This window comes from Bacillus sp. TCT6 (assembly GCF_056033845.1).
The window spans coordinates 50,919-76,230 of sequence record NZ_JBVYHX010000002.1; the positions used below are offsets into that span (position 1 = coordinate 50,919).

Genomic DNA, 25,312 nt, shown 5'->3' on the forward strand with positions numbered 1-25,312 from the left:
TCATTCACCTTATCTAATCATAATAAAATAGCATTATTTTCATTTTAAAGAATTCTAATACAGTAGATGCTATTAAACATTACCTTTTAAATCTAATAATCCATGACCTTCCCCATATTTACTATAACCAATTGATTTAGTGTGTTTTATTAACTCCGTAAATAACTCAGGCTCAGTAAGCTTTTTATTAAATTTCTTCTCATGATGTTTTAAGAGTAGTGCTGCTGCTCCTGCAACATGCGGTGTTGCCATAGAAGTTCCTCTTAATACAGCGTATCCTTTATCATTTGTATAAGTAGATAAAATTTCTTCTCCTGGTGCTACTAAATCAACTTCATCATTAGTGTTAGTAAATTGAGATAGTTTTTTGTACATATTCACTGCCCCTACGCATACTACCTCAGGATAATAAGCTGGATACCCCACTTCTTTTGTATGTTCATTACCATCCCCTTTATTACCGGCTGCACATATAACTAAAATATCATTTAGAACGGCTTTTTTTATACATTTGTGTAGTTCTAAATCCTCTTCTTTACCACTTAAAGACATCGAGATAATTCGGACACGCTCTTGATTTGGGCCTCTCCATTTAATACACTCATTAATCGCCTTAATAATATTTGGATAATCCGCTCTAAATTTTGAATCTCCTGGCCCCACCTCTTCTACACGCTTCAATACTTTACATATTAATAGCTTTGCCTCTGGTGCTACTCCAACCACACCACTCCCGTTAATAGTAGCTGCAATTGTCCCAGCTACATGAGTACCATGTCCTAAAATATCAGCTACGTTTTTCAAATTTTTTATATCTGTTAAATCTTGGTGAGTATCACTTGTAAAATCTGCTCCTCCTATAATTCTTTCTTTTAAGTCAGGATGGTTTATATCACAACCACTATCAAGAACTGCTATAACAATACCTCTTCCCCTATCACTCTCTTCCCAAAATTCTGGTGCTCCTATCATCTTCACACCAAATGGTATTTCGTAAGTATTTTTAACCATTGACTGAACTTCAAATGGAATTAAGCTCATTTGCTTCATAATTAACCTCCTTTTAAAATTAATAACCTCTACGCTATTTAGAAAAACTCATAAAAAATTTCTATTTTATTATAAAAAGACCTTATATAACAATGATTAGATAATAAGCAAACAGGTTTCATTCTTTTATAGATTCCCTAACTTCAAGAAATTTTATACGAGAAAGATCTAGTTGAATCAATTAAACATATACAAATCCCTTAAAATTTATTGTATAAAATAAGGGTTCCCTTTAACTTAAATTTTAAAGATACAAGTTATAATATATGTTAAAATTCTATGATTGGAGTTAGTATTCAAGGATTACACTTACTGGCCTGTGATCGCTTGGTCGATTCTCTCGGAAAATACCATGATTTACGGTATGATTATCATACTCGACATGGTGAATAGCGCCAGAATTAGGCACCCTTCTAAGTCCACTAGTAACTGAAAGACCAGGGGAAAGTAAGATATGATCTAGAAGTATATGCTTATTATCTTCACCTGTAACGAAATCATCAAAAACAGCACTATAGCGGTTTGAATTTTTCACATCGTGTTGAGCATGGTGAAACATCATCTCAGGTTCAAATGCAGATCCTACTAATACATCAACAGTATTATGTGATAAATAGTTCTTTTCAAAATAATCCATACCTGGTCCATCATTTAGGTCTCCAAGAATAATTATTTTTTCTGCTAAATTAGATAGCAAAACTTTATCAATATAATCTCTAACTCTCATTGACTCTGCGGAATTTCGCCTCCGGTTTTTAAGAGCTGCTTTAACATATTCTTGTCGAGTTGCTAGATTACTCCACAAATCTTTTCCTTTATTTACAAAATTGGACTTTGTGTGAAGTACTATAATTTGTAAAGAATCCTCTCCAATTTGAGCATCTATAACGAGCGGTAACCGAGTAAACTGGTATGGTTCCAAATGTTCATCACCATCAACATCTGCCATCCACTCTTCAATTAAGTTTGAAATATTAGTACTAGGTGTTAGTTTTAAAGAATCAACAGCATTTGGCTTATAGAGTACTGCCGTTTTTTGTTGCTGACCTGAATCGTTAAGGATAAACTTGTAAATTGGCATTCCATGCTCAGATAGGTATTCTTGTATAAAGAGGGCCAATTCTTCAGGACGACTAGGCCCTTCCTGTATAGCTAGAATATCTGGATCAATTTCCTTTATAGTATCTGCTGCACGCCTAGCGGTTTCTTTGGTATTACTTGTATGTCCTTCTCTAGTAAAGTTTTCTCTAAAGGCAACAATATCTCCATCATTTTTGAACCAATCATTCATCCATTCAATATTAAAACTAACAACTTTAATTATGGGCATTTTTAAGTCTCCTTTTTAATTTGAATATCAATCATTGTTTAACTTTTTATTCATACTTTATACCTTTCCCTTTCATATACTTATAATTTCAAGGTATGAAAGAGCTTTGGATATGAAATTAAGAATTGATGATATACAAGACTCAGCAAAAGGTGAATATTATTAAAGCCTTGTTCCAAAACCTACTACAAAAACTCTAACAATTATTTTTTTAAGCCTGCTTAACTTAGAGTGATTAATATCCATAATATTTATATATATTAATTAAATAGAACTGATATTAAATAAAAAATTTATTCACAATCAGTTAGATAATTACAACCTTTAACATGTTTAGTAAAATGACCTGTTTCAATATCTGTATACCATAATCGAGATTGCAATAATAAAAATACAGCTTCCCTTTTAAACTCCATACTTTTCTAATGGCATATATTTAGCAAGTCTTTTTTAGAATTATTCAATCGCTATTATTAGTCATTGCTATTTAAAATACACTAGAAATAACTTGCTAAACAAACAAAGTAATACTCCCAATATTTTAAATTCTTTCTTAAAAAGATAATGTATAAAGAAATTGTACAAACACAAATAATAAGTTTGTTTTTAAGAAAAAATAAAAAGGAGAATTGTTAGATGCAAAAGTTTAATACAATATTAAGCAAGTCCAATTTAATATTTATGCTTTTACTTATAGCCCTATCCGGGTGCGGTGCGAATGAAACAAAGCAATCTGAACTAAAAAAAGAAAATATGAGTAACAATAATCATAAAGTAAGAAACGTCCCATTATCTTATGAAAATGAGGGAAACACAAATAATAATTCACGTCTCAATGCAACAGCACATGACTACTATGAAAGTATAACGACTCAATCAGGGAAAGAACTAAAAGCTTCTTTACATGAAATAATAAAAAAACAGAATGTTTTAACATATGATGATACTCGAAGCGCTTTAAAAGAAATCGATCAAGACCCAAATAATCCAGATAATGTTTTACTATTTTATAAAGGTGGTTCCATGAACAAAAATAGTTTTTGTGGTAATGAACCTTGCTGGAATCGCGAACATGTTTGGGCCCAATCCCATTTTGACGATAATAGAACAATTAGAACAGACTTACACAATATAAGACCAGAAGATAAATGGGTAAATGCTAGAAGAGGTAATTTAGATTTTGATTGGGATGATGGTCATGTGAATAATCCAAACGCATCTTGTAAGGGGACAGATTTAGGAACAGCGCAAAAAGCACCTGATACTTGCGTTGACGGGGATTCGTGGGAACCACGAGATGAGATTAAGGGAGATATTGCAAGAACGCTGTTTTATATGGATGTTCGTTATGAAGGGGAAGGTGGACCCGATTTAAAATTAGTAAATGATGTAGACACAGATAATCCAAATCACGGAAAACTATCAACTCTACTACAATGGCACCAACAAGATCCAGTTGATGATATGGAAAGAAAAAGAAATAATATGGTTTTTGAAAAATTCCAACACAATCGTAATCCTTTTATCGATCATCCAGAATATGTAGAAAGAATTTGGGACTAATTAAATGTGATTCCAATCAAATAACGTAAAAGCAAGGGAAAAGTTTTATTCCCTTGCTTTTGTATTTGACTTAAACCCGATGTAATTGTGGAATTAATAAAAATTAGCTTATACCCTAATTAAGCATACAAAAAATGGATTACTAATGGATGTTCCTTGTCATTATACATTTGAAATATTCGTATCAAATTTATCTAATGTTTTAGGATTTACTTTTTCCCCATCTATTGTCATCTTTATTTTTTGTTTTGGATTTGCTGTTACTACCCAAGCATTCGGTAAATAACGATCTTCATGTGATAATGTAGAAGGTGAATTTATAACCTTTCCTCCTAAATATAGAGTAGCAGAAGAACCACCATCCATAGCCATTGCATTTACTGCTCCTTTTTCATATAGAATATCTTGACACTCTTTTAGCGTGGCCCCTATGCTATGTGTTTGCCTACCGTCTATTACCAGAAACATTATTGTGCCATCTTCTTTTTGAGCCATAATACTTCGTGGAGCAGAACCCCAACCACCGTCTCCTTCTGTAATCATTTTTTCTCCATTCACAATTAGCTGTGGCATAAATCCAGCTGCGGAAACGATTTTTTTATCCAGGAGTTGTTGTGTAGAATAATTTCCTGTTATCATTTGTCCAAACTGTGTTAAACCTGTAATAATTGTAGGGGTATGTCTATCCATATTTGTATCAATAGCTTTCCCGTTTTCTATTACAATTCCAGTAGCAACATTTCCTCCACCCCTTCCTGTTTCATCAGCAAATCCACTTGCATTCACAGCAACAAATGCATCATTACGTTTTGCCATTACACTAATTTTTTCTCCCCTGTTAGCACCCTGTGTTCCTTGGTGGCTAACAAGTTTAACATTGAAAGGATTACTAATAGTGACTAACTTTCCTTCGAATAGAAAGCGACTATCTTTATTACTTTTAATTGTTTCTACATCAATTTCTAATGGCTGACTTTTTAATTCTTCTAATCTTTTTCCTACTATTTTTTTATAAATATGCTCATCACTGTTTGACCATTTCGGATGATTAATTCTATCTTGCAGTTTATCTAGTTCCTTTTGGGATAGGAGTGTATATTTCGCATATTGTGGATGCTGAGAAGTTAGTATACTCCCAGCGATTGTTATACGAAGCTCTCGGCCATAGCTAGTACCAAATAATATTCCTATGCCAATAATCATTAAAATAGAAAATAGAAGCAAGATTCTTTTGAAGATTTTTCTTAGATGTTTCATAGTTTTATCCTCCAGCATTCATTACTTTCAATAAATCCATTAAAATATTATTTATCTAAAGACAAAAGTGTTTGATTTTCTCATTACTAAATTTCCCACTATATTTTAGTAATCAAGGCAAAATACTTATTCCACATTTGTTTTTTTCAGTGTATATTTACAAATTTAATAACGCTTTTGCAACCATGAAATAAATTACTAATCCTGTTCCGTCAACAAATGTTGTAATAAATGGACCTGAAACAACTGCAGGATCCAGTTTTAATTTTCTTAGAATTAAAGGTAAAACAGCTGCAACAAGAGAGGCCCAAATAACAATAAATAATAAAGTGATTGCTACAACTTGTGCAACTTCTGTTCCAACACCTAACATATAAGCACGAGTGAGTCCAGCTACCGCAAGTGCAAGTCCAAGAAGCATACCAATTGCAAATTCCTTTTTCATTACACGAAAAATGTCTTTAAATTTCACCTCTCCAATACCAATTGCACGAGTAATTGTTGCTACAACCTGTGTTCCTGTATTCCCTCCAGTACCTACTAATAATGGAACAAAGAAAGCAAGGGCAACTACAGTTTCAATTTCGTTTTCAAAATACTTTAATACTGTACCTGTATATGCCTCAGCAACAAAAAGAAGTAATAACCATGGTAGACGTTTTAAGAAAATGCTCCAAATGCTAGCTTCAAAGTAAGATTGATTTAATGGTTCACTTCCGCCTAACTTTTGAATATCTTCTGTAGCTTCTGCTTCCATAACATTCATTACGTCATCAAATGTTATAATACCAATCATTTTATTATTTGCTGTTGTGACAGGTATTGCTGCTAAATTATAATTCAGTAGCTTTTTTACAACTTCTTGCTGATCAATTTCAGCTTGTACTGAAATTACCTCTTGAATCATGATAGTAGATAATATCTCTTCATCTGGTGCTAGTAATAACTCATGTATGGAAACGATTCCCTTAAGATAACCGTGATTATCAAGAACATAACTATAAGATATTGATTCTACATTTTTAGAATGTTCCCTAATGTACTTCAATGTCATTTTTACTGACCAATTTCCTCTAACTGCAACAAAATCACTTGTTACAAGACTTCCCGCCGTTTCAGGTTTGAAAGTCATCAATTTTTTCACGTTATGTTTTGTAATTTTATCTAGATACGCCATTAATTTAGCCTGTTTTTCTGGATGAACCGCTAGAAGTAAATCTACTAATTCATCAATCGGTTGTAAATTTAGCAACTTTTTGGCTTTATTTTCAGATAAGTGAATTAAGATATTATATTTTTCTTCTGCACTCATATATTGAAGAATTTTAGAGCTTTTTAATACAGGTATTGTATTTAGCAATATGACTTGATCTTCAATTGAAAACTGTTTTACTTCTTGTGCAATATCATACGATGGATGACGTAAAACTTTCTCTGCATCCAAGTTATTTTTGGTTATAAGTAATTCCTTTAATAATTTCTTCATGTTAACTCCTCCTCATATTGCTAAGGGAGACTCTAGAGTTTCATGAGTGGTTTTGTTTTATTTTATCTGTCTTAAATTTTTTATTAAAGCAATAATAGTTACATTGCAATCAATTCATTAGTTAGAATTACCTCCTTTTTGAATATAGACAAGATAAAAATAAATAACATTAAACAGAAAAACCTTTACTCAAAAAGGAGTAAAGGTTTTTCACAATACAAATAAATGATTATTAAGACAGCTCTGCCAAAATCACAGAGGTGCCTTTCTATCAAATCGTATACCACTCCCTCGTTGAGTTTTAGCACTGTATAGCATAGGTTTTTATAACCAGCTACATTAAGAAGGGCCTTAATCCGACCGTTCCTGTTGACCCATTGGCGTCTCTCGACATTTTTGGGCAGCAGCGTTTCTCTATACAGGAGCCTCACCTAACAAAGTTTATTGAATTACTTCAAAATTTAAACCAGAATTTAATATTTGTCAACTGACTTTCAATTCCATTCATAAAAAAATCTTTTATAGAAAATGAAATTATATTTTATTATAAATTTAAAATTCCCCTTAAAAAACATAGAATTCAAATAGATTTAATTCGAAGAAACGTAATAAAGCATATGAAACTTATTGTTTTTAATCAAATTCCAACTTTATAACAAAAGATGAATAATTAGTCATTCTGTATATCGAAAGAACATTCATAAAAAAATCTTCTTTTATGATTAAAATCTTCTTTACTGTTTATCAAATTTATATGGTTAAACTACTTAATCAAACGATTCACTACAAGTCAAAAATATGTACTTATACGGAATGATTACATACATTTTTTCATATCATTTCTCAAAGGACTATAAAGCAATAAAACAAATAAAATTAGCAATATGGTTGCTTGACAAGCAAAAAAAATATATTTATGCTTGGCTTGCTACACGAAACAAACACATAAAATTTATATTGCTTAACCTGTTAGGTGAGGCTCCTATGCAAACACAGGCTATTGCCCAAAAATGTCGAAAGACGCCAATGGGTAGAACAGGAATTGTCGGATTAAGGCTCTTCTTAAGATAGCTAAGTAATGAATTTTCATTACTTTACGTTGTATAGTGCCAAAGCTCTACTAGGGGGAAAAAAGCCTTATTTAGTCATGCCATTTTGAATCCCTCTAGTTACATACTAGGGGGATTTTTGCGTGAAAAAACAGGGAGTAAGCGATAGAATCTTCCCAAACAAAAGTCATATTTAGTAATTGACGAGAACAAGATTCTATTCATTAGCAAATGTAATATTATGTTTTGTTTTAAATCAGGAGGATATTAAAATGAAAAAAATATTAAAAATCGATTATCTATTGCTCCTTCCTCTATTCATAACATGTACTTTAGGTATTATCATGATGTATAGTGCAAGCTCCATTGTCGCTGTCCAACATTACGATTATACCAGTAGACATTTTGTTGATTCTCAATTAACAAAGCTACTTTTAGGAACAATAGGGTTAATAGTTTGTGCTTTACTCCCATATGAAATATGGAAAAAACGAATAGTCTCAATCTGTATTATGGTTGGGGGGATTTTTTTATTAATTATGGTTTTATGGAAAGGAAAAGTGGTAAATAATGCTCAATCATGGATCTTTGGAATACAGCCAGCTGAATTTCTTAAATTAGGAACAATACTTGTAACAGCCCGTTTTTTTGCATTACGACAAGAACAAGCTAAAAATAACTGGAGTGGTATCGGAAAACTTTTATTTTTTTTAACTACAATTTTTTTTCTTATCTTTAAACAACCAAATTTAGGATCAGCACTTTTAATATTAGGTATAGGTTTTAGCATATTTCTTTGCTCAGGAATAAATATAAATCTACTAATCAAAAGAACTGCCATCGGTTCTATTTTGTGGTTACCTATTTTATATTTTTTAATTCAATATAGTTTGTCAGAAGTTCAAAAGACACGTATTACTACAATTTTCAATCCCTTTGTTGATGCACAAGGAAATGGATACCAGCTTGTAAATTCTTTTATTGCCATTGGCTCTGGAGGAATCACTGGTCATGGATTTGGAAATAGCATACAAAAAACAGGTTATCTTCCGGAACCACATACTGATTTTATAATGGCAATAGTTTCTGAAGAACTAGGATTTATTGGTGTATTTATTATATTGGCTGGAGTCTTGACTATAGTACTTCGCTCCTTAAAAATTGCACAATTATGTGTAGATCCATTCGGCAGTTTTATAGCAATTGGTATAGGATGTATGATCGGTATGCAATCTGTAGTAAATTTAGGTGGTATTACAGGACTATTTCCTCTCACAGGTACCCCATTTCCATTTGTAAGTTTTGGTGGAAGTTCTTTAATGGTCAATTTAATAGCAATGGGAATATTAATTAATATTTCAATTTTAAATAAAATCAATTTCTATAATCATAATATATAATTTTTATATATTAATTTAAAAATTTTTAAAATTTGACCTCATTAATTACTCTATATTTAAAGAATTTCTAATTATTTTTTAACTGTATAAATATTAATATTTATGTTCATTTTAATACGAAAAAAGGCAGGCATAAATATATGCTTGCCTTCCGTTCTCAAAATCAATTAAACCAAAAACAACGTGAGGTTAACCAAATCTAGATACTGTCTTCTACGCCCTATTTTTTACTTTTCTAAAAAAATTCCTGCTATTTCATTAGCATATTTTTTAGATTCAAATCCATCATAGTTACTTAGTACTACAACAGACAAATATTCTTTTAGAAACCGCATGAAGTGTGAACGATAACCTGGCCAGCTACCTGAATGTTCGAAGTATCGATAGTTAAAACCTTCTGCAAGCCTTAGCCCAAAAGCATAATCTACATTATCAATAATCGTCTCCCCAGTTGGAGAAATTTCCGGACCTATTTCGCTCATTTTTTTAACAAATTCTTTTCCACCAACGGTACCTATATTTAAATTCTCTCCCCACTTTACTAAGTCTTCAACTGTTGAATGAACTGCCCCATCTCCTGTATGTTCCCAAGGGCTTTCATGGATTTTATATGCTTCTTTTTCATTCTTCGAATATGCACTAGTAATTGGTATAGTAGTTGGGTGGTAATCTAAAATTGTTGTGTCTCTCATATTTAAAGGGGCAAACATACGATCCTTTGTAAACTGACGTAGAGACTTGCCGCTTACCTTCTCTACCACTTGTGACAATAAAAAATATCCTGTATTAATGCCGTACCGATTAATAAATTAAATTATAAAAATAATTTATTATACCTCCATGTACCCTAGCTGATATAATGTATAAGGAAATTATTGGTTAATTGAAGATACATATATTAGGAGGTACATAAGCCATGTTAGAGGTAATTACGGCATTTTTCTTACTAATTCTCCATTCCATTGTTTATCTCTTTTCAAGTGGAGAAACGAAGCAAATAGCAAAAAAACATATAAAAGAAATTCTTAATAGTCCGGATGGAGTAATAATATTAATCGTTGCTGCGGCACTTTTAATCGGGGGATATATTTATATTTTTATGGTTTCAGTTTATGACTATAAACTAAAATTATATCCAAGTATATGAAACAATGATTCACCTAGGTAGTATGCATATTATGGTGGAGAATGGGACACAGGTGGTCTTTTTGGAGAAGCCAAATATGTTTATAATAAAACTGATGAATTGGATAATAAATAGTATATAAAGGCCTTATCTTTTTTATAGGAAGATAAGGCTTTTTTATGCATAAAGAAAAGACAACCAAAGTTGCCTTCCTCCGACTTGAACCATTTTAATTTTAATAATATGTATTGGACGCCAATCCAAATAGTATTTTAATACGTTAAGTTGTTTTGTTACTTGCTACACATATTTACTTTTTCTTGATACTTAATAACATGCTCTTTTGTTGCTGGATTCTGTTCGCCATTCTTTAATTGTTCAAGAACATTTCTCGCTTCATCACAACTCATTTTTTCTCGTTCTTTATCCTCAAATGATTGAGCTCTCCTTTTTGCATAATCTAAACTTTCTTCTTCCTCACGTGCTTCTTTCTCTGTTTTCTTTTGATTTACTTCTCTTTGTTTTTTCACTTGTACTTCTTGCTGTTTCTCGGCTTGTTTTTGCTTTTGACGTTGTTGTTCTTTGTTCGCTTTTTCTTCAGCTTGACGTTGTGCTTCGGCCTCTTGACGTTGCTGCTCTTCTTGCTTTGCTTTTTCTTCTTCAGCCTGTCGTTGCGCCTCAGCTTCTTGACGTTGCTGCTCTTCTTGTTTAGCCTTTTCTTCAGCTTTCTGATCCTTAACAGCTTATTTTTTTGCTTTTTCTTCAGCTTTAGAGTCATTAGAAGTACTTGCTGCTTTGTTAGTTGAGCATGCTGCTAATCCCATAATTAAAACGCAACTTGTGAGTGCAGTTAATAGTTTATTGTTCATAATATGTGTCCCCCAGTATCTAAAATATAAGATTGCCTGAATTATAATAACAAACTATTAATCTTTATATTGTTATATTATGTCGAAAGGAAATAAAAAAGAGAGTACCAGTCTCTCCTTTTTATCTATTAGTAAAAAATAGTCACTGAGTAAGTCTGTTAGCTTTCATGAGATTGTTTAAATGATACGGAGTCTTTCGGTACTATCCAATTTTTGTGATAACCTAATTTAACCCCGTATATCCAGAAATTTTTTAAAATCTTAGTTTCTAAGTTATGTAATAAAAACCGTAAAGATTAGAAATCCTTACGGTTTTTGCTTGAATTATTTACATGCTTATTCAAATCTATATAGTTATTTTAAACCACTTTATTTTTTAAAATTTAACTTCATTAGATTTATTTAATTGTTGCTTCCACTTTTATTTGCTCTTTTTGAGTTTTGTTATCTATAGCAATATATATCTTTTCAATTTTATAAACTGTATTTCTTGGCAATAATAATTCGTATTGACCTGGATACGCAGTCAAGTCATCTGAATTCATATAAGCACCATGAGCCCCAGAGCCTACCTTAAATTCTGTCATAACTGGTCTTGTTTTCGCATATCCAGCATCAATAAGTATAGAAGTGCTTATATATCCAAATTCTGTTGTTGTTTTTCCTTGGAATTTTTTTTGTATTTCCTTGAACTTCTCTCTGTCAACCTTGCCGTTTTTTATTATGGAATTATCATACTCCTTTCCAAAAATCCATGCATCATCCCCTCGATACACTTTTATATTGTCAATCACTTTTGCCTCTTTTCTATTCAATGCTTTATCTAAGGATTCAATTTTTTTCTTCATTGTAGGATCAGAATCCAATTTACCTGCATGTGTTCTCAAAAATTCATTATACGGTCTTGCATTTTTTGTATAATCTCTTATGGCAGATTTCTCTTCTTTACTCCACTTACTAAATTGTTTTTTCCCCCAAGCATCAGCTTCTTCTTTGTTTGTACATAGCTTATATTTGTCTACAGTATTACAGTCCTTGGTCTTTGACGGTATATTTCCTATATATTTTAATGTAGATCGAAACATCACATTATCGTTTGGCTCAGTCATCGCAAATGTAGATGTAGTACCACTAAATACAGTTAAACCTAATGATAGAATAGTAGCTATAGCTAGACTTTGTTTTTTCATGTTAAAACTCCTTTTTTGAATATTGGAAGTTAACTTACTAATGAAACAAACTTATTTATTGAACATTAATTTTTAATTTGTTTGTACTGAATCTAAGAGTCCTTAATTATTTCCTATTTAATTTTTCATTTTAAATTCTGCTAAAATATAAAAAACTCCATAATAGGAAATTTTCCTTTCCTAAAACTATGTTTATATAGATTCGTAGTGTTATTATAATTATGAATTTTTACAGATGAGTAACATAGTTATAAAAGACAAAATATCAATATAAATTGGATTCAAAGAATTAACAATCTCATAAGAACTCGTTTCTTAATTGTTATTCCTGCGATTTTACCGGACTATTTATTGTATATAAAGTGAAGTACGCATTGTATTAAACGGGAAATTAATAGAGGTTTTTTGATATTCAAATGTACCCTGTTGATGTCCAGATGCATCCCACTTGTAATACCAACCAACAATTGGGTTGCCGCCAATCACACTTGATCCAATACTCTTTACTGCTGAACCGTTCATTTTTGCAATTGGATTTTGTCCATATCCAATTTCTTTTGTGTAAATATATAGGTAACTTCCTCCATGATTTCTTGTCGTACTAAAGCTATTAGGATTGATTGCCTCTACCCCGCCCTGCTCAGACTCTACTTGTACAACGTTTAATGAAGATAATGGTGCTGCAGGACCAGCAAATGCCTCTGTTGCCATTCCTAAACTTACAAATGTAGTGATTGCTAACGATGAAATCCCTAATGCTACTCTTTTAAACATAATAACATCCCTTCCATCCATTTTTTTGTATATCATTACAAACATACCCCGACTTCCTATATATGTAAATCATTTAGAACTTTAGAAATATAAGATATAATATTCTAGCGTATATTTCTAAAGCCTTATCAACACAAGAAATAGATTTCTCGCCTCTTTACGTAGGCTTTATAACAAGCCTGTCAATTTGTTCATTTTTTGCTACTCTATGTATTAGATTATCAAATTAATAATTTTTTATTTAAAAAGTACCCTTAAGCCTATTTATATACATATAAATAGGTTTAAGGAATGGAATTTGGTTTAAATGTACATAGGATAAATCAATCTACAACGTATTCAACTGGGGGTACAGTAAAAAATACTCAAAGCCCCCCTTCTACTCAAGGGAAAGAAGCTACTAACGAAAGAAGTGAAACAACTTAGTGTCAAATTTACTGAAATGGATCTACGAAAAATGCTAAAAGATAAAGGTTTCCCCTTATGGATTATTATGGAGACGCTAAACAAGTTCCGTGCTAATAAGGAGAAGAAATCAAGCCAAACTAACAGCAACTCTCCTTTTAAAATTTTAAATACAGTATGTCAAATACTATAAGGAAAATAAAAATTATCAAAGAGATTAATAATCTACTTTACGATTCCCCCCAAACAAGTTAAAAAGCTATTATAAACAAACTTCAATAAAAAATACCGCTCCACTCTTTTTTATAACTCGTTTTTTTGAGTTAATCATGATGATTGAAGATGATTCCTTTTGTACATACCAGCTGCTGCCAAATAAATGAATATCGCTTGTCTAAAACCACCTCTGACTAATCATTCATATAATAAGTCTAGAAACTTTTGAAACGCTTCTTTGTAACAGCTCATCTTATTAAATTCTGACCTAATATTCATGTTACTTTCATTAATAAAAACAATTAACATCAAAATCCTATTAAAGTTATACTAATGATAGAGGTGAGTTTATGAAAAATGATCCAAATAATAAAAAAACTGTCCCATTATGCCCGAAAAATAAATTACCAAAAATCACTAACGAGCAGTGGCATGCTATTATATATAATGATTCTTTTTATGACAATAAGTTTTATTATGGTGTAAAAACGACAGGTATTTTTTGTCGTCCCTCATGCAAATCTAAAATTCCTAAAAGAGATAATGTGAATATTTTTAAAAATGCACAAGAAGCATTATCTCAAAATTTTCGTCCTTGTAAGCGTTGTAAACCAACTGCATTAAATTTACCTAATGAAGAATGGATAAAACATATTACAGATTACATTGATAAAAACTTTGATGAACCTTTGACATTAGAAAGGTTGGCCTCTATATGTCATGGAAGTCCATTCCATTTACAACGTACCTTTAAAAAAATTAAAGGATTAACTCCTATGGAATATATTCAACAAATCAGAACTTCAAAGGCAAAATATTATCTTGAGCAAACCAATTATTCAATAATAGAAATTGGACTTACAGTAGGTATACAAAATACAGCATATTTTTCTACATTATTCAAAAAGAAAACTGGATACACACCTAATGAATATAGAAAATTACACCAAAAATGAAAATCATTAATTTTGACTTTAAATAGAGTTCACTAAAAAATTCGATAAGAACATTCATTTTATGTCAAAAAAATTTCTTGAATTTTTATTTGCAACTACAGAATCTTTACTCACTTTTCGAAAATCGACTTTCACTCGTAATTCCATAATTACAAAGCTTTGTCGATAAATATTTTGTAGAATTTTCTAAAAAATGAACAAATTTTGGATATAAATGATAGAATTTTTAAAAAAAGGTATTTTTCACTCGTATTATCTCTGGTATCTTAGCAAGTTTCATTAACAGATATATTAGTATGCAGACGGTGATAACTAAATATATTGAAGATGGAGGTCGTTGATTATGATTAATAACAATGCACTTTTAACTCTTGATGTTAACTTACAATTAGATATTCAGAAAGAGACTATTATTAAGAACGGTTTACAATTATCCCTCTCAAGGATTCAATTTAAGTTGTTATTTTATTTGGTATGTAATAAGAAAGTTCCTATATCCAGTGAAGAATTAATACAATATGCTTGGGGCACAAATGATTATATTACTAAAGACGAATTGTATGTATATATATGTAGGCTCAGGAAAAGGATCGAAGATGATTTTAAAAATCCTAAATTACTTTTATCTATTCGCAGAGTTGGCTACATGTACTACCCGCCCCAGTTTGTAGAATTGAATAGCAAAATTTAAAAAGAATTTTTTATATTAATCATGTTACCCTTTTATAAAAGGAGTGATTTTATGGGAAATAAATCAATTACACTGTATCAAGCAATTGCTCTGTACATCGCTGCAATTTTGGGTTCAGGGGTATTATTTTTATCAGCAAGTACTGCTAATATAGCTGGACCTGCATCAATCATTTCGTGGATATTTATAATTATTTTAAGCTTCCCTCTTGCATATACCTTTGCTTGCTTATCACGATCTTATCCTGATGCAGGTGGTGCAGCTACTTTTGTAAGAATGGCTTATGGAAATCATATGGGTAATTTAATAGGTTGGTTTTATTTCTTCTGTGCTGCAGTAGGACAAATCATAGTCTCTCTAACTGGTGCTTTTTATGTAGGAATCGCTTTTAACTTATCCAATGGGATAATTACTTGTTTAGCATTATTTATCTTATTAATGGGTTCAATTTCTAACTATTTCGGTGTACAAACAAGTGGTAAATTATCTTTGATTTTGAGCTCATTATTAATTGTTTTATTGTTAGTAACAATATACTCTTCTTTCGATAAGTTTGAGTATTCTAACTTTAAACCATTTGCACCTAATGGGATAATTTCTATTGGTACAGCTATGACAATGTGTTTATGGTCTTTCTTTGGCTGGGAAGCAATATGTAACCTTGCAGATAAGTTTGTAAAGCCAGAAAAAGATATTATTAAAGGGACGATTATTAGTGCAGGGATTATAGGCATATTATTTATTTTATTAAGCCTAATCACTATTGGCACTAAGACATATGGTAACCTTGAAAGCAACCTCTCTCCCTTAGCACTATTAATGCAAGATTCAATAGGAATCGGTGCGAAATATTTAACTGCTATATTAGCTTTTATTATTTGCTTAGGTACCGTCAACGCATTTATTGCTAGCATAACACAACTAGGTTTTGCTTTAAGCCGTGATAAAGCATTTCCAAATTATTTTTCTGAAATAAATCAACGTACTCAAACGCCCACTCGTGTAGTAGTATTTATTTTCGTCTTTGCATCTATAGGTGTGATAACAATAAGTACATTAAAAATATCTTATGTGGATCTGTTATTTATCCCAAATTCATTAGGCTTAATGGTATATATTTTTTCATCAGCAGCTGGCATTAAACTTTTTAAAAAAGGTACACTACAAAAAAAAGCTGCTTTAATATCTTTAATTTTATGTCTGTCATTAATCCCTTTCTTTGGTATATACTTCTTTGTACCATTAATAGTGGTAATTCTTTATTTTATGTATATAAATTACATGCGAAAATTGACTAGTATAAATCAAAATTATTAGTTCTATTACACCATTTACTTTTTATACACTTTACACAATAAAGAACTCTTTTACTTCTTATAAAAGTAAAAGAGTTCTTTATTTGGATAAAATAAGTTTATCTATAAAAGTATAGTTTGTTTTTATTTACTACGGAAGCGGTTTGAAGCTTATCTATAGTTTGTTGTTGTTTCACATTTTTTTCTGCAAGCATGCATTTCTGCTCATATAAAGGTAATAAATAAGTTTGAATAATTTTCTCTGCTGCAACTAATGAAGAATTGGATACATCTATAACACTTTTTATTTCTTTAACTATCTGCTTATTAATCATTTAACACCTCACTACATCCATATTGAACTTTTTACAAAAGTATTCATACATATATATTCTTCGTACCTTCAGCCGTATAATTGTGCTCAATAAGTTCGCGATGCAGTAATTGTAGAGTCTTAAATAGAAAGCTTGTTGAAATTTTTATTGATATTACATTTTCTTTTGGAATCACTTGTAATATGGGTATTAGATGTGATGACAATGTCTTCTTAATTGCCTCCACTATATGATAATGATTACCATCAAAAACACCTAATATATTTACATTTACTGTTTTTCTACTTTTATTATTGTATTGAATAGCAAAGACATTGTTTTTCCTCATATTATCTTGTGTACAAGTTGAAATTTTTGTACCGATATGCTTATTTAAAGTCATCCGGACATTGATAGGTATCCCTTTCCTCTCTGCCCATTTTATTGATTCTGCATTTATAATTTTAGCCCCAAACCTAGCCATTAGATAAGCATTTTTATATGAAATCTGTGGTATAACCATAGCTTCATTTATAATAGCTGGATCTGTAGTCATAATTCCTTCTACATCAGTAAAAATGTCTATTTCATGTGCATCTAATGTATATCCTAAAGCTGTTGCGGTTGTATCACTTCCACCACGAGACAGTATTGTTACTTCCTCTTCTGGTGTGTGTCCCTGAAACCCTGCAATTACTGGAATATAACCTTTTTTTACATTTTCTAAAAGACAAGATGTATGGATTTTTGTTATAGAGCTATTAATGTATTTTTTAGAGGATGTTTGAATTCCTGCTCGTGTGCCTGTTAAAGCTATAGATTTTATACCTGCACTATTCAACATACTACTAATTACGACACTTGAAATTATTTCTCCACAAGATAACAATAAAGCTTGATCATGTTCATTTATATTCACGCTATTGCTTCTTAAAAATTCTAACAATGTATCAGTTGAATAAGGATCTCCTATTCTTCCTATTGCGGAGACAATGATGACTGGGTTAAAGCCTTGTTCAATGGTTTCTTTAATTAGAGAAACTATATATTCCCTTTTTCTAAAGGTATTTATAGAGGTTCCTCCAAATTTCATGATTCGTATGTTCATTATCCCACCCACTTAAAAGTAATATTAATTTGTTTATTGCATTACTTTTTTTGTTTCACAGAACCAATTTTTTACGCCGTTTATATTAGTGTTATCAAATGTTATTTTTTCGATATTTTCCCAATTAAGATTTTGATTGGAAGTTACATCTACTCCCAGCGCTTCCTTAAGGGTCATCGAAAAACTTGGAAGTATAGGTTGGGCAAAATAAATTAATGCTTGAATCATATACCCTAAAGAGGTTAATCTTTGTAAATAAATTTTCATATTTATATCTTTTACAGGAATTACTTGCGTATCTAAATAATCCTTACATATTTGTAAATATTCGTGTAATACTTGGCTAGCCTGCCGTAGGCTAAAGTGATTAATATCATAAAAAGATTCTAGAGATTTTTTTGCCCAACTCACAGTTGCTTTTGCTTTGAGGTCAATGTAATCATTAAATAGGCTTAAATCCATGGAAGTTTCCTTTATAATTTCAATAAAGGTACTAATTGTATTAAACCAAGTATCTTCCAATTCATCTTTTCTAATTTGATTGAAATCTTTTAATGAGAAGTTTGTTTGGGTGTGTTCTGGATTTGTACGACAAACATAATAGCGTAAAGAGTCTGCTGGTACTTCCTTTAATAAATCACTGCCCCATATTGCATGATCTCTACTTGTCGAGAATTTTGCGTGCTCTAATAAATAAAACTCATTGGTAATGATGTGCTCAGGTAATAAATATCCTTCGTCTATTGCAAAACATGTTGCTACATGCAAAACTGCATTAAAGAAACTATTGTCATAACCAAGAAATTGTACAAGTGTTACATTATTTTCACACAAGTTCTCCACTGAAAAATTACTACCATTTATTTGTAACCATTTATTTGTAGTTACTATATGTCCTGGATACATTTCAAACCAGACATTAATACACTGGTTTGTATATCCCTTAATCGGTACTGGTATACCCCATTTAGTGGGATAAGTTACAGGATAATCACGAATAGGTCTTGAAACAATCCAATTGCATAATTCCTTGAGATGAGGCCTCCAACTAACTCTTGAATTATAATATTCTACCAGCTGATCTCGGTAATTTTCTAATGGAAAAAACAGCCCTTTGTAACTGCTAATTGTTGGTGTTTCCCCACACAGACCACAAACCGGATTAATAAGCTCAATTGGATCATTAATTCTACCACAGGCTTCACAGAGGTTTCCTGACGCATTTTCATTACAATATGGACATTCACCCTTTATAAAAGATTCAAATAAATACTGATCGCAATTATTACAAAAGTGTATTTCTTTTTGCTTTTCGACAAAAACCCCTTTATTGTATAATTTCTTAAAAAAGCTTTGAACTAAATTAATATGCTCTTGATTGTTTAAAGAATTGGAAAAAATGTTGAGATTTATAGATGCGGCACCTAAAGTATCTTGTACTTTTTTCGTATAATATTCTACTAATTTTTCAGGAGTCCACCCTTTTCTTTTAGCTGTTGTTGCTATATAAGTTTGATGATCATCTCCACTCGTTGAGTAAATTACATTATTTCCTTTCATTTTTTGAAATCTACTAAACACATCTGCTGCTAAATATGGTCCAGATAAATGTCCAATGTGTAAATCCCCATTAGTCGTAGGGGGAGTTGCTGTTACAATAAAAGTTTTCATTTATAATCCCTCACTTTTTATTTGTTAAAAACTAAAAAGCCATATAAATTATTGACAAAAATGAAAATAAGCATCTTATTCTATTAATTATCGCGCCTCTAGTAGTGCCCCCCACCAAATACATAAAAACTCTAAAGATGTGTCACCTATATTTTTTATTGTATGAGTTGAAAATGGCTCAAAATATATAATATCTCCTTTTTCGACTACCTTTTCTTGTCCATCAACATTAATTATTCCTTTACCGCTAAGAACTATAAAGGTTTCCTCTTCATCATGATGATGTGGATTAGTTTGCTCCCCTGGTTCTACTATTGCCCAAGCTGAACCAAAGGGTTGTTGTTTTGTAACATTCCATGGAAATAATCTGCGAAATTGTGAATTATATTCGTTTGTAAAACTATCCTTAGACACAGGTTGGTAGTCAATCAATCTCTCGTTCTGCACACGCTTTAATGCTCTGCCCAAATATAAATCAACAAAGTCTTCCTTATAATTTTTCAATAGTCCATTTTTAACTATTTCTAGATATTCTTTAGATGGAAGTGCAGGGGAGGCATGATTTTCAAGTTGTAGTGTATAGACTGAAATAGAACCATTATCTATTTTTGCTATATTTTCTTTTAAGATATACCCATGTCCATTTTTTATAAGGTCATCTATTTGTTCCATTTCTATTTGATACGCTACACCATAGACTCCTCCACCTTGTTGTGGGATAATTGTGGATGTTCCCCCTTTAAAATCCTCATGGTAACCTGTAAAAGTATAGATGTAATTTTCTAAAACAGCTTTTTTGTAATTTTTATATCCACCAATATCTTTAACCATTTGTTCAGGATTTGTACTAATACCATATGCAAAAAACCAAGGCATTTTAAAAACTCCCTTCTTTTAAGGTAACAGGAATAAATTCAGATGATTCTATTTGATAAACATCCCACGGAAAATTTTCCAAATCTCCTCTATCATCTAATTGTATATTACCTAACAAAGTACAATTCGTTCTCAATAAAGAACTAATTGTGCTAATACATTCTTTTATTCCCTTTCTTTGTAAAATTGGTAATGTACTCAATAATAGACTTGTTGCTACATAACTAGTTATGGAATAAGCTCCTACTTGAGTGCCACTTATATTCTTATAATTTTTAGAAAAAGTGTCGTAATAACTATCATTCATATTTCTTCCTGTTGAAACTACATATAAATTTTGATTATTATTTTTTAGTTCTTTAGCAAATTCATCTATAAAACAGTCATCTCCCAAAATTATTATCCCTCTATAGTCTACCTCTTTTAGTTTCCGTAGAAATTCTAGAGCACTCTGATAGATACCAGCAAAAAATATGATGTTAGATCTTTTTATATTTAACTCATTAAAATTTATTTGTACATCCCATTTTTGCTTTAGTATTGTGCAACCCTTTTTCTTGGCTAAATACTTCTCAACTTGATTCGATAAAGAGCGCCCATGAATAATATCTTCCCAAATTATTGAAACATACTTATTTGTACCATTAAAATCTAAAATAAAATCCGCAATTTTTTCTGCTAAATAATTATCTTTTCCACAAATCCGTAGAACATTATTGTATTCTTTCTCAGTTAGGGAAGGTTCTGTAGAAGCTGGCGCTAAATATAAAATATCATTTGCATCATATATAGGTGCTGCTCTTAGAGCTTCTGTACTACTTAAATGGCCAATTACAGCTTGTACCCCCTTATTGACTAAGCGCTCAGCTGCTGGTATATCATTAATCCCTAAAATACTATCATCTTCCCAGAACAATTCTATCTTGTGTGATGGATTATCTTTTATCCAGTCCTGTATAGACAAGAGACTACCAAAACATAATTCATAAGTATGGAAACCTTTATTTCCACTTAATCCGAGTCGGAAAGACGGTAGGTTTTTATCCTGTTCAGGTAAAATTAACAATTCATAGAAATTAGATTCATTATTATGAATTACCATTTATTCATAGACTCTCCTTGCTTCCATATATTTAGGTTGATCTCGACGTATTAAATCAGGATTATACCCATTTGTAACTGATACATAGTAAGCCATTAATTGAAGGGGAATTATTCCAACCAACGCACTAGTCAACTCATCACAATATGGCAATTTTATTACTCTAGTTTTATCTGTTTCTATAAAATCTTGTGAAGTAAAGATTACTATTTTACTATTAACCTTTTCTGCTGCTCTTATTAAATCATTAATTCTATTAATAACACGTAAAGGTGGTGATATAATAGTGAGTACGGTATTTGAATTACACATAGGTAGATACCCATGTAGTACTTGTTCTATATCTATGCCAATTGCAGGTGAATAGCTAGTTTCTACAAATTTTAATGCGGCCTCTCTTGCTAAAGATTCGCCTACTCCAGTTCCTGCAAAAATCCAATTGTTAGCAGGCTGTAGTTCCCTCGATAAGATTGAAACTTTTTTATCAATTGACAAAATTGTTTCCTCAACCAACTGAGAAATTTTTTCGAATTCCTGTTTGATGTTAGATGATATATTTTTTACTCCATAGTATTTAGATAACTCATAAAACAAACTTAATATCGCCCCTATACTTACTGTATAACTAATTGTATGAGCTAACGACTTTTCAAAAGGATATCCATTACTTATTACATGATCCGCCTTTTGTGCAGCACTGCTTTCTGGGAATCCTGTAATTAAAATAGTTTTTGCTTTTGCGGCCCGAACATTTTCTAATGCTTTTAAAACCATTGTTGTTTCACCAGAATGTGATACCGCTATGACCACATCTTCTGAACTTATATTCCATGGATGATGAATTAATTCAAACGCAGGAACAGAACGAATCAGATTTACATCTTTAAATATCATTCTGGAAATATATTCACTTGACAAGGCTACGTGATACGAAGTTCCACAACCTGTAATAAATACTCTCCTACAATATTTTATTTGATTGACTATTTCTATGATTTGCTCATTATCAATAAAACAATTATTAAGATTGTTCAAATAACGTACCTGTTCACAAATTTCTTCGTACATATAATAAGGATGCGCTTGTCGAATATTTTGCATTACATACCTCCTCATACTAAAGAACATAATTACATATAATCATACCTATATTTTCCTTTTATTAGTTTACTCTCAAAAAAACGTTCCAATTGATAAGGTTGTATTTCTGGTTGTTTTTCTTTTGTTAGTATTTCCTTTGCAACAGCCTCACCAACTGCAGGTGCAATTTTAAAACCACCTCCACTAAAACCTACAGCTAAGTATACATTCTCAATCTGGGGACACTTCCCAATAATAGGGTGCTTATCAGGTGTATAACCATCAAAACTTACTCGCCCTCCTATAGGAAAGAAATTTTCTAAAAAAGGTAGACGTTTCTTTATTTTATTTTGTGTATAAGCTATATTTTTTAAAGTTGGAACACTATTTTTATTATTTGGATCTACATCCCATTGATTATGAAACATTCCAATTAATATTTCTTTCTCTGAAATCGGACGAAAATAAGTACCAATAGTATCGTCAATATGAGTTAATAATTTTGTTGGAACTTTGGAATCTACTCTTGATAAAAAACAGATGCCAATTTGTTTTGAACGTAAAGGTAGGTTTATGTTGTGTTTCTCTAATATTTCAGCTGCCCACACATTGTTGGCGATTATTATATTATCTGCATACAAGCTTCCAATGTTAGTTTCTACACCAATCGCTTTTTCTTTTTGGATAATCAATTTGTTTATACGGACTCCTTCTCTCAATAACACTCCATTTTCCAATGCTTTGCTTATAAAACACTGAGTAGTTTTTACTGGATCTGCGTAACCACTATGTGGTTCAAATGCTACTAATCCTATTCCTTCAATAGAGGATTCCGGTTGTATTTCTTTATATTCTTCTGGAGACAACAGTTTAATAGGTACGCCTATTTCACTTATCATACTTACATTGTGTGTAATTTCGTTTTTAAATTCCGGGCTAACAATCATTGCAAAACCAGTTTTATTAAAACCGCAATCTCCACCTATATTTTCATTCCATTTAGAATAAATTTGTAAACTTTTCCAAGCTAGTTTACTTTGAAACGAGTTTGTATGATGCATTCTCAGAAGGCCGCCAGATTTACTGGTAGCCCCTATTCCTGGTGGTCGTGATTGTTCACATAGAGTTATTTTCCCTACATGATTTTGAGATAAATAATATGCAATACTTGCTCCAATTATGCCCCCACCTACTATCAAGATATCACTATTACTATTCATTTTTCTCTTCCTTATATTGTAATAATGCAGAAGAAAATATTGATACGGCATCTTGTACGTGTAACTTATTTATGATTAATGGAGGAATCCAACGAATAACATGATCCTGTGTTCCGCACGTCAAGAGTATTAATCCTCTCTCAACACATAACTCACGAATCCTTTTAGCTGTTTTTGAATCTGGAAGACCTTCATAATCTAGAAACTCACATGCTATCATAAGACCAAGTCCTCGTACATCCGAAATAAACGGATAAATGTCCTGGAGACCTTTTAAATAATTAAGTAAAATCTCACCTGTTTTTTCTGAATTTTCAACTAACTCTTCTTCTTTTAAGACATTGATAGTTTCTATTGCAGCTGCAGCTGCTAATATATTTCCACCATAAGTCCCACCATGAGAACCAGTTATCCATCTACTCATTAATTCTTTTGATGCAGCAATTCCACTAAGAGGTAAACCTGATGCCAAACCTTTTGCAATTACTAAAATATCTGGTGTAACTTCAAAGTGCTCCATTGCAAATAATTTACCTGTTCGTCCAAATCCAGTTTGAATTTCATCAAAAATTAATAGAATTCCATATTTGTCACAAATTTCTCGTAAACCTTGAATAAAAGGCTTTGGCGGAATAACATATCCACCTTCTCCTAATATTGGTTCTATAATCATTGCAGCAGTTTCCTCTGGAGAAGTTTGAGTTAATAAAATATGTTCTAATTCCTTTAAACATCGTTTTGTTAATTCATCTGAGTCATAATTATTTCCAATTTCATAAGGAAATGGACTAACAATAACCCCAGACATTAATGGTTGATAAAATTTCCTATAAATGCTTTTTGCTGTAGTAACAGCCATTGCTCCTACAGTCCGCCCATGATATCCGCCTTGGAAACAAATAATATTAGTTTTTTTTGTCGCATGACGAGCTAACTTTATTGCACTTTCTACCGCTTCACTACCACTATTACTAAAGAAAAAGCAGTTTAACTCACTAGGAAGTAAATCGCAAAGTTTATGAGATAATTTTGTGATAGGTGTATTATATAAAATAGTAGCTTGTGCATGTAGCATTTTTTCAGCTTGATGTTTTATAGCATTTACAATTCTTGGATGACAATGTCCAGTATTGGTAACACCTATACCTGAAGTAAAGTCTAAAAATTCTTTTCCATTTATATCATATATATATGGACCTTTTGCATAATCAACATGTATTTGAGTAAAATGTGGCCATACTGGTGATAGATGTTCAAAATTATTTAGTAAAGAGGCTTCCATCA

At 31.4% G+C, this 25,312-nt stretch carries 21 protein-coding genes, 2 pseudogenes and 2 riboswitches; of the genes and pseudogenes, 7 read left to right on the plus strand and 16 right to left on the minus strand.

All coding sequences use genetic code 11. The annotated features are described in order from the left end of the window. Positions 1–72: 72 nt before the first annotated feature. Positions 73–1,050, minus strand: a complete 978-nt coding sequence (locus AC0ONG_RS27305; RefSeq protein WP_063538632.1) for a S8 family peptidase — start codon at positions 1,048–1,050, stop codon at positions 73–75. A 289-nt stretch (positions 1,051–1,339) separates the two neighbouring features. Beyond that, positions 1,340–2,380, minus strand: a complete 1,041-nt coding sequence (locus tag AC0ONG_RS27310; RefSeq protein ID WP_474204858.1) for an endonuclease/exonuclease/phosphatase family protein — start codon at positions 2,378–2,380, stop codon at positions 1,340–1,342. Between the two features lie 636 nt (positions 2,381–3,016). Between AC0ONG_RS27310 and AC0ONG_RS27315 the strand changes: the two genes are divergently transcribed. Continuing rightward, the gene (locus AC0ONG_RS27315) at positions 3,017–3,943 is read left to right on the plus strand and encodes an endonuclease (RefSeq protein ID WP_474204860.1); all 927 of its coding nucleotides are present in this window, start codon (positions 3,017–3,019) and stop codon (positions 3,941–3,943) included. A gap of 162 nt (positions 3,944–4,105) precedes the next feature. Here AC0ONG_RS27315 and AC0ONG_RS27320 read toward each other — a convergent pair whose 3' ends face one another. Next, positions 4,106–5,200, minus strand: a complete 1,095-nt coding sequence (locus tag AC0ONG_RS27320) for a phosphodiester glycosidase family protein (RefSeq protein ID WP_098834028.1) — start codon at positions 5,198–5,200, stop codon at positions 4,106–4,108. Between the two features lie 157 nt (positions 5,201–5,357). Beyond that, on the minus strand, positions 5,358–6,686 hold the full coding sequence (mgtE, locus tag AC0ONG_RS27325; protein ID WP_098834027.1) for a magnesium transporter: 1,329 nt from the start codon (positions 6,684–6,686) through the stop codon (positions 5,358–5,360). Positions 6,687–6,966: 280 nt separating this feature from the next. Beyond that, positions 6,967–7,132, minus strand: a riboswitch (M-box (ykoK) riboswitch). A gap of 512 nt (positions 7,133–7,644) precedes the next feature. Continuing rightward, positions 7,645–7,821: riboswitch (M-box (ykoK) riboswitch) on the plus strand. A gap of 186 nt (positions 7,822–8,007) precedes the next feature. Between mgtE and AC0ONG_RS27330 the strand changes: the two genes are divergently transcribed. Continuing rightward, positions 8,008–9,135 carry an FtsW/RodA/SpoVE family cell cycle protein gene (locus tag AC0ONG_RS27330; protein ID WP_474204863.1) on the plus strand — a complete coding sequence of 376 codons (1,128 nt, stop codon included), beginning with the start codon at positions 8,008–8,010 and terminating at the stop codon, positions 9,133–9,135. Positions 9,136–9,362: 227 nt separating this feature from the next. On the opposite strand, the pseudogene AC0ONG_RS27335 reads toward AC0ONG_RS27330, so the two are convergent. Then, a pseudogene (locus tag AC0ONG_RS27335) lies at positions 9,363–9,923 on the minus strand (serine hydrolase domain-containing protein); the annotation flags it as partial. 128 nt (positions 9,924–10,051) lie between these two features. Between AC0ONG_RS27335 and AC0ONG_RS27340 the strand changes: the two are divergent. Beyond that, complete coding sequence (locus AC0ONG_RS27340; RefSeq protein ID WP_061667014.1) at positions 10,052–10,282, plus strand: hypothetical protein; 231 nt, start codon at positions 10,052–10,054, stop codon at positions 10,280–10,282. 272 nt (positions 10,283–10,554) lie between these two features. On the opposite strand, the pseudogene AC0ONG_RS27345 reads toward AC0ONG_RS27340, so the two are convergent. The 3 genes and pseudogenes from AC0ONG_RS27345 to AC0ONG_RS27355 all read right to left on the minus strand — a co-directional run bounded on the left by AC0ONG_RS27345 (position 10,555) and on the right by AC0ONG_RS27355 (position 13,094). After that, positions 10,555–11,130, minus strand: a pseudogene (locus tag AC0ONG_RS27345) (hypothetical protein). A 398-nt stretch (positions 11,131–11,528) separates the two neighbouring features. Beyond that, complete coding sequence (locus tag AC0ONG_RS27350; protein ID WP_098437683.1) at positions 11,529–12,320, minus strand: ADP-ribosyltransferase; 792 nt, start codon at positions 12,318–12,320, stop codon at positions 11,529–11,531. A gap of 348 nt (positions 12,321–12,668) precedes the next feature. After that, entirely contained in the window at positions 12,669–13,094 is a 426-nt protein-coding gene (locus AC0ONG_RS27355; RefSeq protein ID WP_061667241.1) for a DUF4879 domain-containing protein, read from the minus strand. Between the two features lie 457 nt (positions 13,095–13,551). Here AC0ONG_RS27355 and AC0ONG_RS27360 point away from each other — a divergent pair, with 457 nt between their 5' ends. From AC0ONG_RS27360 to AC0ONG_RS27375, 4 genes are all read left to right on the plus strand, one after another. Next, positions 13,552–13,692 carry a DUF3914 domain-containing protein gene (locus AC0ONG_RS27360; RefSeq protein ID WP_242469800.1) on the plus strand — a complete coding sequence of 47 codons (141 nt, stop codon included), beginning with the start codon at positions 13,552–13,554 and terminating at the stop codon, positions 13,690–13,692. A 373-nt stretch (positions 13,693–14,065) separates the two neighbouring features. Beyond that, positions 14,066–14,671 carry a bifunctional transcriptional activator/DNA repair enzyme AdaA gene (locus AC0ONG_RS27365; protein WP_098833844.1) on the plus strand — a complete coding sequence of 202 codons (606 nt, stop codon included), beginning with the start codon at positions 14,066–14,068 and terminating at the stop codon, positions 14,669–14,671. Between the two features lie 343 nt (positions 14,672–15,014). Further along, positions 15,015–15,362, plus strand: a complete 348-nt coding sequence (locus AC0ONG_RS27370) for a winged helix-turn-helix domain-containing protein (RefSeq protein WP_050426822.1) — start codon at positions 15,015–15,017, stop codon at positions 15,360–15,362. A 51-nt stretch (positions 15,363–15,413) separates the two neighbouring features. Continuing rightward, positions 15,414–16,679: an APC family permease gene (locus tag AC0ONG_RS27375; RefSeq protein WP_061667239.1), complete on the plus strand. Its 1,266-nt coding sequence runs from the start codon at positions 15,414–15,416 to the stop codon at positions 16,677–16,679. A 97-nt stretch (positions 16,680–16,776) separates the two neighbouring features. Here AC0ONG_RS27375 and AC0ONG_RS27380 read toward each other — a convergent pair whose 3' ends face one another. The 8 genes from AC0ONG_RS27380 to AC0ONG_RS27415 all read right to left on the minus strand — a co-directional run bounded on the left by AC0ONG_RS27380 (position 16,777) and on the right by AC0ONG_RS27415 (position 25,310). Continuing rightward, positions 16,777–16,992 carry a hypothetical protein gene (locus tag AC0ONG_RS27380; protein ID WP_474204867.1) on the minus strand — a complete coding sequence of 72 codons (216 nt, stop codon included), beginning with the start codon at positions 16,990–16,992 and terminating at the stop codon, positions 16,777–16,779. A gap of 43 nt (positions 16,993–17,035) precedes the next feature. Further along, positions 17,036–18,079, minus strand: coding sequence for an amino acid kinase family protein (locus tag AC0ONG_RS27385; protein WP_474204869.1), 1,044 nt, complete (start codon positions 18,077–18,079; stop codon positions 17,036–17,038). Positions 18,080–18,112: 33 nt separating this feature from the next. Further along, a complete protein-coding gene (locus AC0ONG_RS27390) occupies positions 18,113–19,750 on the minus strand; it encodes a methionine--tRNA ligase (protein ID WP_474204871.1) in 1,638 nt (545 codons plus the stop codon). An 87-nt stretch (positions 19,751–19,837) separates the two neighbouring features. Next, entirely contained in the window at positions 19,838–20,626 is a 789-nt protein-coding gene (locus AC0ONG_RS27395; protein ID WP_098292042.1) for a cupin domain-containing protein, read from the minus strand. A gap of 1 nt (position 20,627) precedes the next feature. Then, positions 20,628–21,728, minus strand: coding sequence for a branched-chain amino acid ABC transporter substrate-binding protein (locus AC0ONG_RS27400; protein ID WP_098437690.1), 1,101 nt, complete (start codon positions 21,726–21,728; stop codon positions 20,628–20,630). Then, positions 21,729–22,829 carry an SIS domain-containing protein gene (locus tag AC0ONG_RS27405; RefSeq protein WP_176546542.1) on the minus strand — a complete coding sequence of 367 codons (1,101 nt, stop codon included), beginning with the start codon at positions 22,827–22,829 and terminating at the stop codon, positions 21,729–21,731. It abuts the gene before it with no gap. A 29-nt stretch (positions 22,830–22,858) separates the two neighbouring features. Next, positions 22,859–24,028: an NAD(P)/FAD-dependent oxidoreductase gene (locus tag AC0ONG_RS27410; protein WP_176546541.1), complete on the minus strand. Its 1,170-nt coding sequence runs from the start codon at positions 24,026–24,028 to the stop codon at positions 22,859–22,861. After that, positions 24,021–25,310, minus strand: coding sequence for an aspartate aminotransferase family protein (locus tag AC0ONG_RS27415; protein ID WP_098437712.1), 1,290 nt, complete (start codon positions 25,308–25,310; stop codon positions 24,021–24,023). Before AC0ONG_RS27415 ends, AC0ONG_RS27410 begins: the two co-directional genes overlap by 8 nt. Between the last annotated feature and the right edge of the window lie 2 nt (positions 25,311–25,312).

Excerpts from the sequence above, each read along its gene's own strand:
- AC0ONG_RS27355 (WP_061667241.1), bottom strand. The coding sequence starts at position 13,094 with ATGTTTAAAAGAGTAGCATTAGGGATTTCATCGTTAGCAATCACTACA.
- AC0ONG_RS27380 (WP_474204867.1), bottom strand. The coding sequence starts at position 16,992 with ATGATTAATAAGCAGATAGTTAAAGAAATAAAAAGTGTTATAGATGTA.
- AC0ONG_RS27360 (WP_242469800.1), top strand. The coding sequence starts at position 13,552 with ATGCTAAAAGATAAAGGTTTCCCCTTATGGATTATTATGGAGACGCTA.
- AC0ONG_RS27400 (WP_098437690.1), bottom strand. The coding sequence starts at position 21,728 with ATGGTAATTCATAATAATGAATCTAATTTCTATGAATTGTTAATTTTA.
- AC0ONG_RS27405 (WP_176546542.1), bottom strand. The coding sequence starts at position 22,829 with ATGCAAAATATTCGACAAGCGCATCCTTATTATATGTACGAAGAAATT.
- AC0ONG_RS27305 (WP_063538632.1), bottom strand. The coding sequence starts at position 1,050 with ATGAAGCAAATGAGCTTAATTCCATTTGAAGTTCAGTCAATGGTTAAA.
- AC0ONG_RS27310 (WP_474204858.1), bottom strand. The coding sequence starts at position 2,380 with ATGCCCATAATTAAAGTTGTTAGTTTTAATATTGAATGGATGAATGAT.
- AC0ONG_RS27365 (WP_098833844.1), top strand. The coding sequence starts at position 14,066 with ATGAAAAATGATCCAAATAATAAAAAAACTGTCCCATTATGCCCGAAA.
- AC0ONG_RS27410 (WP_176546541.1), bottom strand. The coding sequence starts at position 24,028 with ATGAATAGTAATAGTGATATCTTGATAGTAGGTGGGGGCATAATTGGA.
- AC0ONG_RS27315 (WP_474204860.1), top strand. The coding sequence starts at position 3,017 with ATGCAAAAGTTTAATACAATATTAAGCAAGTCCAATTTAATATTTATG.
- AC0ONG_RS27350 (WP_098437683.1), bottom strand. The coding sequence starts at position 12,320 with ATGAAAAAACAAAGTCTAGCTATAGCTACTATTCTATCATTAGGTTTA.
- AC0ONG_RS27320 (WP_098834028.1), bottom strand. The coding sequence starts at position 5,200 with ATGAAACATCTAAGAAAAATCTTCAAAAGAATCTTGCTTCTATTTTCT.
- AC0ONG_RS27390 (WP_474204871.1), bottom strand. The coding sequence starts at position 19,750 with ATGAAAACTTTTATTGTAACAGCAACTCCCCCTACGACTAATGGGGAT.
- AC0ONG_RS27375 (WP_061667239.1), top strand. The coding sequence starts at position 15,414 with ATGGGAAATAAATCAATTACACTGTATCAAGCAATTGCTCTGTACATC.
- AC0ONG_RS27415 (WP_098437712.1), bottom strand. The coding sequence starts at position 25,310 with ATGGAAGCCTCTTTACTAAATAATTTTGAACATCTATCACCAGTATGG.
- mgtE (WP_098834027.1), bottom strand. The coding sequence starts at position 6,686 with ATGAAGAAATTATTAAAGGAATTACTTATAACCAAAAATAACTTGGAT.
- AC0ONG_RS27395 (WP_098292042.1), bottom strand. The coding sequence starts at position 20,626 with ATGCCTTGGTTTTTTGCATATGGTATTAGTACAAATCCTGAACAAATG.
- AC0ONG_RS27370 (WP_050426822.1), top strand. The coding sequence starts at position 15,015 with ATGATTAATAACAATGCACTTTTAACTCTTGATGTTAACTTACAATTA.
- AC0ONG_RS27340 (WP_061667014.1), top strand. The coding sequence starts at position 10,052 with ATGTTAGAGGTAATTACGGCATTTTTCTTACTAATTCTCCATTCCATT.
- AC0ONG_RS27330 (WP_474204863.1), top strand. The coding sequence starts at position 8,008 with ATGAAAAAAATATTAAAAATCGATTATCTATTGCTCCTTCCTCTATTC.
- AC0ONG_RS27385 (WP_474204869.1), bottom strand. The coding sequence starts at position 18,079 with ATGAACATACGAATCATGAAATTTGGAGGAACCTCTATAAATACCTTT.